Here is a 14,147-nt window from a genome sequence, read left to right as displayed (position 1 = left end):
AGGTCCGCCGCCCGGCACTGCTCGCCGGGCGACGGACCGGTCCGGACGGGCCCGCAGGGGCCGGGCCGGTGCTTACACGGGCGCCGGGGCCAGCGTCCGCCACAGCTGCCGGACGAAGGCCTCCGCCTCGCGCAGCGCCTCCTGGCCGGCCGACGGCGCGGCGAACACGCCCCCGTACGCGGCCAGGTAGCAGGCGCCGAGCAGGAGCTGGGACGCGGCCATCGGGTCGGCGTCCCGGCTGACCACGTCGACCCGCTGGGCCCGGCGCAGGTAGTCGGCCAGCAGCTCGGAGGCCCGGTGCGGGCCGGCGTTGTTGGCCCGCATCCACTCCCGGTGCCGGTCGAGCAGCTTGGGCTCGGCGAAGACCGAGAGCAGCATCGGCATCGACTCCCGGTAGAAGGCGAGCGCTTCCTCGGCCACCTGCTGGAGGGTCGCGCGGACCTCCCCCTCGGTGCCGATCTCCTCCGGCAGGGCGCGCAGCACGGGCAGCAGCCCGGGCAGCCGCTCGGCCAGGACGGCCAGGAAGACGTCCTCCTTGCTGCGGAAGTGCCGGTAGATGGTGCCCTCGGAGCAGCCCGCCACCTCCGCGATCTCCTTGGTGGTGCAGCGGGCCAGGCCGAGGTCCCGGATCACCCGCTCGGCGGCGTCGACGATCTGCTCGCGCATACTCATGAAGGCTCCGAAGGGACGGGTGCGGCCGGGGTCGTCCCGGTCCGCGACTGCGGAGTGGTTACCGAAGGATAGCGTGTAGGTGAGCGCCCGCTCACCCGTTCGGGCCGGTCCGTGGCCGGCTCCGGTACGCACGGCGCCGGCCCTGCCGCCCGGTTGGACGGCAGGGCCGGCGCGGCACTGTCCAGACGCGGCACCGCTCAGCGGGGCGGTCCGGCGGGGCCGCCCAGCCCGGGCGGCGGCCCGACCAGCTGCACGCCGAGCGGCTCCAGCGCGCCCAGCAGCCGGGCGAAGTCCGGCGGGCCCTGGAGCGGCGGGGGGAGTTCCAGGCTGGTGGCCGGCTCGCCGGTCTGGAAGAACCACTCCTCGAAGCCGGCCGGGGTCCCGAGCACCAGGAACCGGGTGCCCTCGGTCTCCACCCGGTACTGGTGGGCGATGCCGCGCGGCGCGAACACGGTGGCACCCGGGCCGACCTTGTGCTCGTCGTCGCCGATCCGCAGCACCATCTCGCCCTCCTGGACGATGAAGAACTCGTCCTCGCGGGTGTGCAGGTGGACGGGCGAGGCGTAGCCCGCCGGCGAGAGCTGCTCGGCGAGCCAGAACTGGCCGTCGGTCTCGGCGCCGGTCGCCTTGAACTTGAGCAGGGCGCCCACGTGCCAGATGGCGCGACCCTCGTCGGGCTGCTTCACGAACGGTTGGGACGTCACTCGGTTCCTCCTCGGTCGGCGGTCCCGCGCGCGGGACCGCTCGGAAACGGTGCGGAAACTGATGGAGCGCCTGATCGGACGGAGCGTCAGGCCGCGGTGCGGACGGCGCTGGTGGCCAGGACGGCGGCCACCACCTCGTCCGGTCCGGGCGCGAAGGCGTCCTCCAGCTCGGGGCTGAAGGGCACCGGCGCGTGCGGCCCGGTGACCATCCTGACCGGTCCGCGCAGCGCCGCGAAACGGTCCTGCGCGACCTGGGCGGCGATGTCGGTGGCCAGGCTGCACCGCGGGTGCGCCTCGTCGACCACGACCAGGCGGCCGGTCTTCTCGACGCTGGCGTAGATGGTCGAGGTGTCCAGCGGCGAGAGCGTCCGGGGGTCGATCACCTCGACGTCCACGCCCTCGGCGGCCAGCCGCTCGGCGGCGGTGAGCGCGACCGAGACCATCCGGCCGATCGCGACCACGGTGGCGTCCGCGCCCTCGCGGACCACCTTGGCCGTGCCGAACGGGATCGCGTACGGCTCCTCGGGGACGGGGCCGGGCGCGAAGTAGAGCATCTTGTGCTCCAGGAAGAGCACCGGGTCGTCGTCCACCAGCGCCTGCGCCATCAGTCCCTTGGCGTCGTACGGGTTGGACGGCGCGACCACCTTGATGCCGGGCAGGTGGACGAAGAGCGGGTGCAGCGCCTGCGAGTGCTGGGCGCCGCGGCGCAGGCCGGTGCCCCACATCGCGCGCAGCACCAGCGGCACGGAGACCTTGCCGCCGGACATGTAGCGCAGCTTGGCGGCCTGGTTGGCGATCTGGTCGAAGCAGACGGTGGCGAAGTCGACGAAGAGCAGGTCGACCACCGGGCGCAGGCCGGTCGCCGCGGCGCCGACCGCGGCGCCGACGAAGGCCGCCTCGGTGATCGGCATGTCGAGCACGCGGTCCGGGAACTCGATGTGCAGGCCCTTGGTCGGGCCCCACGCGTTGGTGCTGTCCTCGCCCATCAGGACCACGGAGCGGTCGAAGCGCATCTGCTGGGCGAGCGCCTCCCCGATGGCCTGCTGGTAGGTGATGGTACGCACGTGACTCTCTCCTCCGGAGGTGGTCCCGACCGGCCGGCGCCGGTCGGCGGGCGGACTCGTCCAAGGCCGTGCGCGCCCGCGGGCGGACGCGTCGAAGGCCGCGCGCGTCAGCGGGTGTAGACGTCCGTGAGCAGGCTCGCCCGGTCCACCGTGAACGGCTCCGCCGAGGCCGCGACGGCGGCCTCCACGAGGGCGGCGACGTCCCGGTCGATCCGGTCCAGTTCGAAGGCGGCGGGCCCTGCGGCGGTGCCGTCGGCGATCCGGGCGCGGAGCAGCAGCAGCGGGTCGGAGTCGGCACGGAGCCGGTCCGGGTCCGCGCTCGGGCGGTAGGACTGGTCGTCCCAGAGCTCCATGTGGCCGTGGAACCGCTCGGCCCGGAACTCCAGGACGGTCGGCCCGTCGCCGGCCCGGGCGCGCTCGACCGCCTCGGTGGTGGCGGCGTGCACGGCGAGGACGTCGTAGCCGTCGACCACCGCGCCGGGGATGCCGAACCCGGCCGCGCGCTGGGCCATGTCGGTGCCGGAGAAGTGCCGGTCGGCGGGGGTCGCCTGGGCGTAGCCGTTGTTCTCGACGGCGAACACCACCGGCAGGTCGAGCATGCGGGCGAACACCAGGCTCTCCAGCACCGCCCCCTGGTTGGCTCCGCCGTCACCGGTGAAGGCCACCGCGACCTGTCCGGTGCCCTGCTGGCGGGCCGTCAGGGCGGCGCCGCAGGCGAGCGGCACGCCGCCGCCGGCGAGGCCGTTGGCGCCGAGCATGCCGCGGTCGAAGTCCGCGATGTGCATCGAGCCGCCCTTGCCGCCGCAGAGGCCGTCGGGGCGCCCGTGCAGTTCCTTCATCATGGCCTCGACGTCACAGCCCTTGGCGATGGCGTGACCGTGGCCGCGGTGGGTGCTGGCCAGGTAGTCGTCCGGGGCGAGCGCCGCACAGACGCCCGCCGCGACGGCCTCCTGTCCGCTGTAGAGGTGGACCGCGCCGGGCAGGTTCTTCGCCAGCCCGTGCAGACGGTCCTCGAAAGCTCGGATCATGCTCATCGTCCGGTAGATCTCAGCGATCTGATCAACCGTCAGACGTGTGGTACGGGATGTGCCCATGGGGTCGCCTCCTCGGCTCTCCGGGGGACGGCCGGCGAGTCGCCGCGCGACCCGGTCGCCGGCCGCGCTCGTGGCCCGACTCCCATGAGGGTAAGTGCTCACTCACATGGGTGCAACCAAGTGTCCGAATCCGCCACGGCGCCATACACCACTCCCCCCGCCCACCCTTGCGCCCTGTGCAACAGCCCGCCTAAGGTCTTGTCCCGGGTGGATTGGGATCACGGCACAGAACACGCGACGGACCGTTTGTGCGGGGTTCGCCGTGCCGGTTTGCGCGTATGTCCGACGAATTCCTTTTCCCCGCGCCAGAAACGCCCGTGCACTGTGGGTTCGACGCGAGCGACGGGGGGATTTCAGGAACCATGCTGGATCAGATAGCCAAAACCTCCGGCGGGGAAGACCGAAGACCAACCAGCCTGGCCATGGACGGCGTGGCGACACTCGCTACGCGCGGTGAACGGAACACCTCCGACCGGATCGGACGGTTGGTGAGCACCCTCATCGGGCTGGTCACGGGTCTCGGCGCCGCCGGCCTGCCACCGGCCCCGGAACCACGCGGCGGCCGGCCGAAGGACTCCGCTCCGCCGCCCGCGCCCGGCCCCTTCACCCTGTCCTGGCTGCATCTGGCGCTGTCCCATCCGCGCCGCCGGCCGGACGGGGCGAGGGCCGACGAGCCGGAGCCCGCCTGTCCGGCCGACGCCGCCCGGCTCGACGAGCGCCGTCGGGTCCGCCGCGAGCTGCACGACTCGCTCGCCCCCAGGCTTGCCGCCCTCCACATGCGGATGGAGCTGGCCGGCCTCTCGCTGACCGGCGACGCCGACCAGGCCCCGGCCCTGCTGGCCCAGGCCCGGGAGGACGTCAGCACCGCCATCGCCGACGTCCGGCAGGTGATCCGCGACCTCGACACGTCCGAGTCCCGGTCCACGCCCAGTCCCGGCACGCTGCGCCAGTTCCTGCACCGGCAGGTCCGCGCGTTCGAGGAGGCCGGGGCCGGTCGGCTCCGTTTCGTCACCGAGCTGCCGACCCTCGTCGACGGTTTCCCGGACCGTGTCCAGAACGAATTGAAGAATATCTCCGGCGAAGCCGTCGCCAATGTCGCACGGCACGCCCAGGCCACCGTCTGCCGGATCTCGGCCTCCATCGGCCGGAACGGCCTCGACCTTTCGATCGAGGACGACGGGGTGGGGATTTCCAGCGGTTCCGTCGGCGGAATAGGACTGCCGTCCATGTGTGTCCGCACCAGGGAACTCGGCGGGATTTTCTCGGTCGAGACCAGAGCCCCGCACGGCACCGTGATCCGGGTGCGACTGCCGCACTCGGTGCTCACCGGCGACGCGGACCGGACCGGTTGACCCACGCGTTCCCGCCTTTCTCCCACGGCCCGTCGGTACGGCGGAGTCCGTGTCCGACCGACCCGTGCCGCCCCCGGCCCGTCCCCCGGGTTCCCGCTATCCGCACCCTCTCCTAGGAGCTCCCATGGACCCGGTCGCGCCTCGAAACCTTCGTATCCTCGTGGTCGACGACCACGAGCTTTTCCGGGCTGGTTTACGCCAACTCCTGGACCGGATCGACTCCCTGACCGTCGTCGGCGAGGCCTCCAGCGGCGCCGACGTGCTCTCCGCCGTCGAACGCCTGGCCCCGGACGTCGTCCTGATGGACATCAGCATGCCGGGCACCGACGGCATCGAGGCGACCCGCACCCTGCTCGCCCGCCACCCCCGGGTCGCGGTGGTGATGCTGACCGCCGACGACAACGACGACTCCATCGTCGCCGCGGTCCGGGCCGGTGCCCGCGGTTACCTGGTCAAGGGCGCCGGCCTGGACGACGTGCGCCGGGCCATCACCGCCGTCAGCCAGGGCGGGGCCCTCTTCGGCCCGGAGGCGGCCGCCCACCTGCTGGCCCAGGTCAGGCGACCGGCTCCGGAGCGCGAGCCGTTCCCCGACCTGACTCCCCGGGAGATGGCCGTCCTGACCATGCTGGCGGACGGCCGCAACAACTCCTTCATCGCCAACGAGTTCGGGCTGTCGATGAAGACGGTGCGCAACTACCTCTCCCGGATCTTCAGCAAGCTGCAGGTCACCGACCGCGCCGAGGCCGCGGTCCGGGCCCGGCGGGCCGGGCTCGGCAGCTAGCGCCCGTCCCTGCGGGCAGGTCCGCGGACCTGCCCGCGGACCTGCCCCGGGGCGGAGCGGACCGGCCCGGGGTGGGCCGGCCCGGCCGGGGTGCCGTCACCTCTCCAGCTGCGCCCAGAGTTCGGCCTCGTTCCGGCTCAACGGGGCGGCCTCGGCACCGGCCCGCTCCGGGTGCCAGTCCGGCACACCCGGCGGCGGCAGCACCGGCTCGGGCCGGCGCGCGCCCGGCAGCGCCGAGGGCGAGGTCAGCGGGGCCATGGCCAGCCCGAGCCAGATCATGCCGTCGGCCAGGTACCGGCCGGAGCGCCGCGCCCACCGGCGCAGCAGGAGACGACGGTGGGCACGGCGCAGAGCGGATCGCATCGGAAGGCCTCCGGCGGGACGGCAGCGGGGGGAAGCGGTGCTACCGCCATCCTGGTGACCTGCCGTCCCACCGTCATGGGGCGGGAATCCCCATCGCGCTGGGAAAGTTTCCTGGCCCCGTCCCGGCCCGCTACGCCGGAGCCGGGACCAGGACGATCTTCCCGCTGACGGCCGCGGTCTCCATCGCGCGGTGCGCGTCGGCCGCCTCGTCCAGCGCCATGGTGCGGCCCACCCGCGGGTTGACCAGCCCCTTCTGCAGCAGTTCCAGGACGGTCGCGAGGTCCTGCTGGTACGCGGCCGGCTGGGACTTCTCCAGGCTCCAGGCGTTGTAGAACAGCGTCCGCCGCCCGTCCGGGAGCAGCTTGGGCAGCACGATGCCGCCCAGGAACCCCTGGGCACCGACCAGCAGGTCCGGCTTGCCGCCCCGCAGCGCGGCGTTCTGGCCGTAGCCGACCATCACTCCGCCGCGCCGGACGGCCTGGTAGGAGCGGAGGAAGTGCGGTCCGCCGACCGGGTCGAAGACCGCGTCCACCGCGCCGCCCGGCAGGCCGCGCACCACCCGGAGGAAGTCCTCGGTGTCCCGGTCGATCGGGTGGCCGCCGAGCCGTCGCACCTGGTCGGCGCGGGCACCCGAGCAGGTGCCGTAGACGGTCACCTCGGCGAGCGCCGCCAGCTCCAGGAAGGCGGTGCCGACGCCGCCGGACGCGCCGTGCACCAGGACCGTCCCGCCCCGCCGCACCCGGGCGACCCGGTGGAGCATCTGCTGCGCGATGAAGTAGTTGAGCGCGAGCGCGGAGGCCTCGACCGGGTCCACCCCCTCGGGCAGCTCGACGAGCCGGTTGGCGGGCACGATCGCGTACTCCGCGTAACCGCCGCTTCGCACCAGTGCGACCACCCGCTGCCCCACTGCGGGGGCCCGGGTGCCCGGGCCCACCTGGTCGACCTCGCCCACCAGGTCGTATCCGGGGGTGAAGGGACGCTTCGGCCCGCCGGGGATGACCCCGGCGCGTAGCAGAATGTCACCGTAGGAGACGCCGGCGGCGAGCACCCTGACCCTGACCTGACCCACGGCCGGGGCCGGGAGTTCTTCGCTGGACAGCCGTAGGACCTCGGCTCCGCCGAGCCTCGGCACACTCACGTGGCGGTACCTCATCGTGGCCTCCGCAGTGGAGAGACGTCATGGAAGGAGTGGCACTGGTCCTCCGTGGGGGCGGACGGTCACGGGAGCCGGCCGCCAGGCCGTTCCCTGCCCCCGTATTTTTATATAGACTGAGTGTACAATGAATGTGATAGCACCCGCCTCAGGAGACGTCAACAGCCCATGAGCCCACGCCAGTACCGAGCCGGCCAACGCCAGGTAGCCGCCGAGCAGACCCGCACCCGCATTCTGGAAGCCGCCTGCGAGCTGCTGACCGGGGAGAAGGGCCCGGCCTCGTTCAGCATGGACGCCGTCGCCAAGACCGCCGGGGTGGCGCGGATGACCGTCTACTACCAGTTCGACTCGAAGACCGGCCTGCTGGAGGCGCTCTTCGACGATCTGGCGCTGCGCGGCGGAATGGACAGAATGCCCGCGGCCTTCATGCGGCCCAGCGGGCGGGAGGCGCTCTCCGCGATCCTCGACGTCCTCAGCGGCTTCTACGGATCCGGGCGGATCGCCCTGCGCCGGCTCCGCGGCCTGGGCATCCTCGATCCGGAGCTGGACACGGCGCTGCAGAGCCGCGGCGAGCGTCGGCGCGGCGGCCTCCAGGTGGTCCTCGGCCGGCTGCTCGCCGACCGGGACGCCGAGGTCGGCGAGGCCGAGCTGGAGGAACTGGTCGAGCTGCTGTTCATGCTCACCAGTTTCGAGACCTTCGACCTGCTGGCCGGTCCCGAGGGTGAGACCTCGGCGGTCGCCCGCCGGATCGAGGAGCTGATTCTCGCCGTTCTCGACCGCCGGCTCGCGGCTTCCTGACGCCCGGCCGGCGCACCACGCGCCCCAGGGCCCGTCACCCGCCCCTCGCGTCCCGAACCCCCCGCCGCCCGGCGACCCCCCTCCGGTCGCCGAACGGCGGCCGGCGGCGCGGCGGCCTTCCTCCCCAGGACGCCGCCGCGCCGCCTTCCCTTTTCCTCACGAGCCCCGCGGCCCGCTCGGTCGCGACCGGTCCGCCGCGCCTCCCGGCGCCACGCTCCCCGCCGCTCTCCCCCGGCCGGGGCGGCCCTGCCTCGGAGCACCACCTACGAGGTGCCGGGCCGCCGCCGTACCGGAGCAGTCGGGACCGGCCGGCGTTTCCGCCGACCGGTCGGTCAGTGGTACCTCAGGCCTCGACCCCGTCACCCTCGTAGCCCGCGGTGCGGCGCGGGCGCTGCTTGGGCAGGATCACGCTGGCCGCGATCAGCCAGATCAGACCGCCGAAGCGGCCGATCGGCAGGAAGAACCCGAGGCTCGTGGAGAGCAGCGCCAGGGTGCCCAGCACGCCGATCCCGGCGAGCACCAGGCCGGTCCAGGCGAAGCCCTTCGGGCCGAAGCCCAGCAGGAGCATCGGGACGGCCACGCCGGCCAGCATCACGCCGAACGGGACGACGTGCCCGGGGCCGCCGGTGGCGAAGAGCAGGTCGGTCAGCACGCGGACCAGCGGCGCGTCACCGAGGCCGCCGGCGCGCGACGCGGCCCAGACGGTGAGACCGCAGGTCGCCATCGAGACCGCCGAGAGCACACCGGCGACCAGGGCGATGCCCGGGCCCGGGGCGCTCACGCCGAGTCGGCGCAGCCGCTGGTAGACGATCGCGGCCCAGACCGCCAGCGGCAGTGAGGCGCCGAACTGCAGCGTCCCGGCAACCCGGGCGGCAGTCTCGTGGTCGCGGAAGTAGGCCAGGGTGTCGGCCGCCGAGTCGGTGGGCAACGGGGTCTGGCGGGACAACACGATGGACACCACCATCAGCGCCGCGAACGCCACGGCGGGCAGCAGCAAGGGGGGGCCTGACTGCTGGCGCCGGGCGGAGGCGGCCGGTGCCGCGGATGTCGTGGTCATGATGGGCACTCCAGTCGAAACGGGTCGCTTGGGCCGGCGCCGGACAGGATCGGCACCGGTAGTTCCGACTTTAGAATAGTTCACTAGGGGACATCATTGTCCACTGGTATCGTGTTTCCATGACCGAAACTCCCGACCGCGCCCCGTCGCTCCACCGCGGCCAGCAGGGAGCACAAGTAGCTTTTCTTCTCTCACAGTTGGGTGAACACGCAGCTCAGGCCTTCGCCCAGCGGGTGGCCGAGCTCGACCTCACGCCCGCCCAGGCGGGCCTGCTCAGGTCCGTCGCCTTCTCCCCCGGCCTGCACCAGCAGGAACTCGCACGGCGGCTGGGAATGTCACCCAGTCGGTTCGTCGCCTTCATTGACGCCATCGAGGCGCGCGGGCTGGTCGAGCGCCGGCGGAACCCCAAGGACCGCCGGTTCCAGGACCTCTACCTCGCGCCCAAGGGCGAGGAGCTGATGCGCGGACTGGCCGAGGCGGCGCTCGCCCACGAGGAGGCCATCTGCACCGGCCTCGACCAGCAGGAACGCGTCGTCCTGGCCGGCCTGCTGCGCCGCGTCGCCGAGGCGCAGCACCTCACCGCCGGGGTGCACCCCGGCTACCGGCGGCTCAACCCCAAGCGCGACCACGTCTGAACGCCGGGCTCCGGACGCGCAAGGGCCCCCGACCGGAGTCGGGGGCCCACATGTCCGCACGTGCTCGCGTGCTCGTGCACTCGGGCGACCGGGGGTCAGCCCTTGACGCAGACGACCTGCTTCAGGTGCGCCACGACCTCGACCAGGTCCCGCTGCTGCTCGATCACCTTCTCGATCGGCTTGTACGCACCCGGGATCTCGTCCACCACACCGGAGTCCTTGCGGCACTCCACGCCCTTGGTCTGCTCGGCGAGGTCCTGGGTGGTGAACCGCTTCTTGGCGGCGGTCCGGCTCATCTTCCGGCCGGCCCCGTGCGAGGCCGAGTTGAACGCCGCCTCGTTGCCCAGCCCGCGGACGATGTACGAACCGGTGCCCATCGAACCCGGGATGATCCCGTAGTCGCCGGCTCCGGCCCTGATCGCGCCCTTCCGGGTCACCAGCAGGTCGACGCCGTCGTACCGCTCCTCCGACACGTAGTTGTGGTGGCAGCTGATCACCTCGTCGTAGGCGACCTTCGCCTTGGCGAACTCGCGGCGGACGACGTCCTGGAGCAGCGCCATCATCAGCGCCCGGTTGCGCTTGGCGTACTCCTGCGCCCAGAAGAGGTCCTGCCGGTAGGCCGCCATCTGCGGGGTGTCCGCGATGAAGACCGCGAGGTCACGGTCGATCAGCCCCTGGTTGTGCGGCAGGGACTGCGCGACGCCCATGTGGTGCTCCGCCAGCTCCTTGCCGATGTTGCGCGACCCGGAGTGCAGCATCAGCCAGACCGCTCCGCCGTCGTCGACGCAGACCTCGATGAAGTGGTTGCCCCCGCCGAGCGTCGCCATCTGCTGCGCCGCGCGGTCGCGGCGCCACTTCACCTCCGGCGCCACCGCCTCGAACCGCTGCCAGAAGTCGTCCCACCCTCCGGTCGGGACGCCGTGCAGCCGGCCGGGGTCGACCGGGTCGCTGTGCAGACCGCGCCCGACCGGGATCGCCTGCTCGATCCGCGTCCGCAGCCGGGAGAGGTCGTCCGGCAGGTCCTCGGCGGTGAGCGAGCTCTTCACCGCGCTCATCCCGCAGCCGATGTCGACGCCGACCGCCGCCGGGCAGACGGCACCGCGCATCGCGATCACGGACCCCACCGTCGCGCCCTTGCCCAGGTGGACGTCGGGCATGACCGCGAGCCCGTGCAGCCAGGGCAGCGAGCTGATGTTGCGCAGCTGCTGCATCGCCTGGCCCTCGACGGTGGCCGGATCGGTCCACATCCGGATCGGGACCCGGACGCCGGGTACCTCGGTGTACGACATGGTGGAACGACCTCCTGGGGTCGGTTGGTTCAAGCCTAGGTGGGTGCCGCGCGAAGAATCCCGGAGCGGCCCGGGGGATGTCAGGGGGTGGCTGCGCTCAGGCGGCCGAGGGGCATCGGGAGGACAGTCTCGGGGAGCGCCGAACGGTTTGCTCGACCCGCATGGTGACCGCCTCCTCTCCGTGTGTGTACCGGGTGCCGGGAGCTATCTACCCACGCCCCGCGCGGTGGCCGCAAGGGAAATAACGCGCAGGGCCCGGTGGAGCGCACGCACGCTCCACCGGGCCCTGCCCACAGCCTCGTTCCGGCCCTGCCGGGGCCCGCCCGGGCACCGGCCCGGGCGCTGATCAGGCCCTCGTCAGGCGCTGATCACGGTGACCTCTCCGATGCCCAGCTCCCGCACCTGGTCCGCGAACGCAGCGGCGTCCCCGACCAGGACGGTCACCAGCCGGTCCGGCGGGAAGGCCTCGACCACGGCCGCGGTCGCCGCCGCCGTCGGCAGCTCGGCCAGCTGCCGGTAGACCTCGGCCTGGAAGTCGTCCGCCAGGTGCTGCTCCACCTGGTCGGCCAGGGTCGCGGCCACCGAGCCCGCCGTCTCGTACTTCAGCGGGGCCACGCCGACCAGGAACTGCACGGCCTCGTCGCGCTCCGCGTCGGTGAGCCCCTCGGCGGCCAGCGTGCGCAGGATGGTCCAGGTGTCGGCCAGCGCCGGAGCGGTGGAGGCGGTGTCCACCGAGCCGCTGATCGCCAGCAGCGCCCGGCCGGTGCCGTCGGCCGCCGAGCGCAGCGGCTGGGCGAACGACCGCACGCCGTAGGTGTAGCCCTTCTCCTCGCGCAGCACCCGGTCCAGCCGGGAGGTGAGCGTGCCGCCCAGGCAGTAGGTGCCGAGGATCTGGGCGGCCCAGCGCGGGTCGTGCCGGTCCGGGCCGATCCGGCCCACCAGCAGCTGGGTCTGGACCGAGCCGGGCCGGTCCACGATGATCACCCGGCCGGTGTCGTCGGCGGTCACCGGCGCGTGCGCGGCCGGCTCGGCCGGGGTGCCCTTCCAGACGCCCAGGGTGGACTCCAGCAGCGCCGGCAGGTCGGTGCCGGTGAGGTCGCCGACCACGACGACCGTGGTGGTGGCCGGGCGGACGTGCGCCTCGTAGAACGCCCGGACGGCGGCCCGGTCGATCGACTTGACCGTCTCGGCCGTGCCGCTGCGCGGGCGGGAGAGCCGGTCGGCCGCGTCGAACAGCTCGGCGTAGAGCGCCTTGGCGGCCCGGCGGGCGGGGTTGGCCTGCTCGTGGACGATCTCGTCCAGGCGGTTGGCGACCAGCCGCTCGATCTCGCCCTCCGGCAGCGCCGGGCTGCCCAGCGCGGAGGCCAGCAGGTCCAGGCCGCGGGCCAGCCGGGAGGCCGGGACCTCCAGCGAGACGCGGATGCACGGGTGGTCGGCGTGGGCGTCCAGGGTGGCGCCGGCCCGCTCCAGCTCGGCGGCGAACTCCTCCGCGGTGAGCGTGTCCGTGCCCTCGCTGAGCGCGCGGGACAGGATCGACGAGACGCCGTCCAGCCCCTCCGGCTCGGCCGCGAGCGGGACGTCGAGCAGCACGTCGACGGCGACCAGCTGCTGGCCGGGGCGGTGGCAGTGCAGCACGGTGATGCCGTTGCCGAGGGCCGCGCGCTCGGGGGCGGGGAACGCCCACGGACTCGGGGTGCCCGGCTCGGGCTGGGGGTGGAAGGTCATGGCGGGGACGTAGTCGGTGCTCATACGGCGGCACCCTCCTCGTCGGTCTCGGCGGTGGCAGCGGTCTGGCCGGCGGCGGCCTCGGTGTCGGCGTCCTCGGTGTCGGTCGCGACACCGGTCCCGGCGTCGTCGGCCGTGGTCGGCTCGTACACCAGGACCGCGCGGTTCTGCGGGTGCAGCCGCGACTCGGCGACCGCCCGCACCTCCTCGGCGGTGACGTCGAGGACCTTCGGCAGGGCGTCGTTCAGCAGCTTCGGGTCGCCGAACAGCACGGCGAAGCGGCAGAGTTCGTCGGCCCGGCCGGCCACCGTGGTGAGCCGGTCCAGCCACTCGCGCTCGATCTGCGCCTGCGCCCGCTCCAGCTCGGCCGGGGTCGGACCCTCGGCGGCGAACCGGGCCAGCTCCTCGTCGACGGCCGCGTCGATCTGCTCGACGGTCGCGTCGCCCGAGGTCTTGACGTCCAGCCAGCCCAGGCTGGGCGCACCGGCCAGCCGGAGCAGGCCGAAGCCGGCCGCGACGGCGGTGCGGTCGCGGCGGACCAGCCGGTTGTACAGCCGGCTGGACTCGCCGCTGCCGAGGATGGTCAGCGCCAGGTCGGCGGCGTCCGCCTCGCGGGTGCCGTCGTGCGGCAGCCGGTAGGAGGCCATCAGCGCCCGGGACGGGACGTCCTCGCGGATCAGCTCGCGGACCTCCCGGCCGACGGTGTCCGGCAGGGCGCCGTCGCGCGGCGGCTGCTTGCCGTCGTGCGCCGGGATCGAGCCGAAGTACTTCTCGACCCAGGCGATCGCCTGCTCCGGGTCGATGTCGCCGACCACGGACAGCACCGCGTTGTTCGGCGCGTAGTACGTGCGGAAGAACGCCCGGGCGTCCTCCAGGGTCGCCGCGTCCAGGTCGGCCATCGAGCCGATCGGGGTGTGGTGGTACGGGTGGCCGTCCGGGAAGGAGAGCGCGGTGAGCTTCTCGAACGCGGTGCCGTACGGCACGTTGTCGTACCGCTGGCGCCGCTCGTTCTTCACGACGTCGCGCTGGTTCTCCATCGACGTCTCGTCGAGGGCGGCGAGCAGCGAACCCATCCGGTCCGCCTCCAGCCAGAGCGCGAGCTCCAGCTGGTGGGCCGGCATGGTCTCGAAGTAGTTGGTCCGCTCGAAGCTGGTGGTGCCGTTCAGGGAGCCGCCGGCGCCCTGGACCAGCTCGAAGTGGCCGTTGTTGGAGACGTTGGCCGACCCCTGGAACATCAGGTGCTCGAACAGGTGGGCCAGTCCGGTACGGCCCTTCACCTCGTGCCGGGAGCCGACGTCGTACCAGAGGCAGACCGCGGCCACCGGCGTCAGGTGGTCCTCGGAGAGGACGACGCGCAGGCCGTTGGCCAGGCGGTGCTCGGTGATGGCGATGCCTCGCTGGGAGGCGGGGGCCGGGTTGGCCATGCGCTCGGGTCCTTCCCGTCGTCGATGTCGGGGTTC

The 14,147-nt window shown here is 73.1% G+C and carries 14 protein-coding genes; 4 read left to right on the top strand and 10 right to left on the bottom strand.

Annotation, left to right across the window (positions count from 1 at the left end):
- Window positions 1–72: 72 nt before the first annotated feature.
- From ABZY91_RS06640 to ABZY91_RS06625, 4 genes are all read right to left on the bottom strand, one after another.
- Window positions 73–672 carry a TetR/AcrR family transcriptional regulator gene (locus ABZY91_RS06640; protein WP_329882631.1) on the bottom strand — a complete coding sequence of 200 codons (600 nt, stop codon included), beginning with the start codon at window positions 670–672 and terminating at the stop codon, window positions 73–75.
- 197 nt (window positions 673–869) lie between these two features.
- Window positions 870–1,376 (bottom strand): quercetin 2,3-dioxygenase, encoded by a 507-nt coding sequence (locus ABZY91_RS06635; RefSeq protein WP_355400271.1) that lies wholly within the window; start codon window positions 1,374–1,376, stop codon window positions 870–872.
- Window positions 1,377–1,462: 86 nt separating this feature from the next.
- Window positions 1,463–2,440, bottom strand: coding sequence for an alpha-ketoacid dehydrogenase subunit beta (locus ABZY91_RS06630; RefSeq protein ID WP_329882630.1), 978 nt, complete (start codon window positions 2,438–2,440; stop codon window positions 1,463–1,465).
- Between the two features lie 107 nt (window positions 2,441–2,547).
- Window positions 2,548–3,534 carry a thiamine pyrophosphate-dependent dehydrogenase E1 component subunit alpha gene (locus ABZY91_RS06625; RefSeq protein WP_355400269.1) on the bottom strand — a complete coding sequence of 329 codons (987 nt, stop codon included), beginning with the start codon at window positions 3,532–3,534 and terminating at the stop codon, window positions 2,548–2,550.
- A 488-nt stretch (window positions 3,535–4,022) separates the two neighbouring features.
- On the opposite strand from ABZY91_RS06625, the gene ABZY91_RS06620 reads away from it, so the two are divergent.
- Together ABZY91_RS06620 and ABZY91_RS06615 are read left to right on the top strand one after the other, a co-directional pair.
- A complete protein-coding gene (locus ABZY91_RS06620; protein ID WP_329882628.1) occupies window positions 4,023–4,886 on the top strand; it encodes a histidine kinase in 864 nt (287 codons plus the stop codon).
- A gap of 124 nt (window positions 4,887–5,010) precedes the next feature.
- Window positions 5,011–5,667: a response regulator transcription factor gene (locus ABZY91_RS06615; protein WP_329882627.1), complete on the top strand. Its 657-nt coding sequence runs from the start codon at window positions 5,011–5,013 to the stop codon at window positions 5,665–5,667.
- Window positions 5,668–5,763: 96 nt separating this feature from the next.
- Here ABZY91_RS06615 and ABZY91_RS06610 read toward each other — a convergent pair whose 3' ends face one another.
- Both ABZY91_RS06610 and ABZY91_RS06605 read right to left on the bottom strand, forming a co-directional pair.
- Window positions 5,764–6,030, bottom strand: a complete 267-nt coding sequence (locus tag ABZY91_RS06610; protein WP_329882626.1) for a hypothetical protein — start codon at window positions 6,028–6,030, stop codon at window positions 5,764–5,766.
- A gap of 130 nt (window positions 6,031–6,160) precedes the next feature.
- A complete protein-coding gene (locus tag ABZY91_RS06605) occupies window positions 6,161–7,168 on the bottom strand; it encodes a medium chain dehydrogenase/reductase family protein (RefSeq protein ID WP_329950026.1) in 1,008 nt (335 codons plus the stop codon).
- 183 nt (window positions 7,169–7,351) lie between these two features.
- Between ABZY91_RS06605 and ABZY91_RS06600 the strand changes: the two genes are divergently transcribed.
- Window positions 7,352–7,981 (top strand): helix-turn-helix domain-containing protein, encoded by a 630-nt coding sequence (locus ABZY91_RS06600; RefSeq protein ID WP_329882624.1) that lies wholly within the window; start codon window positions 7,352–7,354, stop codon window positions 7,979–7,981.
- A 343-nt stretch (window positions 7,982–8,324) separates the two neighbouring features.
- Here ABZY91_RS06600 and ABZY91_RS06595 read toward each other — a convergent pair whose 3' ends face one another.
- Window positions 8,325–9,038, bottom strand: coding sequence for a DUF4386 domain-containing protein (locus ABZY91_RS06595; RefSeq protein ID WP_329882623.1), 714 nt, complete (start codon window positions 9,036–9,038; stop codon window positions 8,325–8,327).
- A gap of 119 nt (window positions 9,039–9,157) precedes the next feature.
- Here ABZY91_RS06595 and ABZY91_RS06590 point away from each other — a divergent pair, with 119 nt between their 5' ends.
- Window positions 9,158–9,673, top strand: a complete 516-nt coding sequence (locus tag ABZY91_RS06590; protein WP_355400266.1) for a MarR family winged helix-turn-helix transcriptional regulator — start codon at window positions 9,158–9,160, stop codon at window positions 9,671–9,673.
- A gap of 95 nt (window positions 9,674–9,768) precedes the next feature.
- On the opposite strand, the gene ABZY91_RS06585 is transcribed toward ABZY91_RS06590, so the two are convergent.
- The 3 genes from ABZY91_RS06585 to ABZY91_RS06575 form a co-directional block, all read right to left on the bottom strand.
- The gene (locus tag ABZY91_RS06585) at window positions 9,769–10,962 is read right to left on the bottom strand and encodes an RtcB family protein (protein ID WP_355400264.1); all 1,194 of its coding nucleotides are present in this window, start codon (window positions 10,960–10,962) and stop codon (window positions 9,769–9,771) included.
- A gap of 357 nt (window positions 10,963–11,319) precedes the next feature.
- On the bottom strand, window positions 11,320–12,687 hold the full coding sequence (locus ABZY91_RS06580; protein ID WP_329882681.1) for a pitrilysin family protein: 1,368 nt from the start codon (window positions 12,685–12,687) through the stop codon (window positions 11,320–11,322).
- 20 nt (window positions 12,688–12,707) lie between these two features.
- Entirely contained in the window at window positions 12,708–14,111 is a 1,404-nt protein-coding gene (locus ABZY91_RS06575) for a pitrilysin family protein (RefSeq protein WP_355400262.1), read from the bottom strand.
- Between the last annotated feature and the right edge of the window lie 36 nt (window positions 14,112–14,147).

The sequence above is a fragment of the Kitasatospora sp. NPDC002965 genome (genome assembly GCF_040611255.1).
Classification (GTDB): domain Bacteria; phylum Actinomycetota; class Actinomycetes; order Streptomycetales; family Streptomycetaceae; genus Kitasatospora.
The sequence above is the reverse complement of the archived record's forward strand: the minus strand, read 5'-3'. Positions and strand labels throughout refer to the sequence as shown.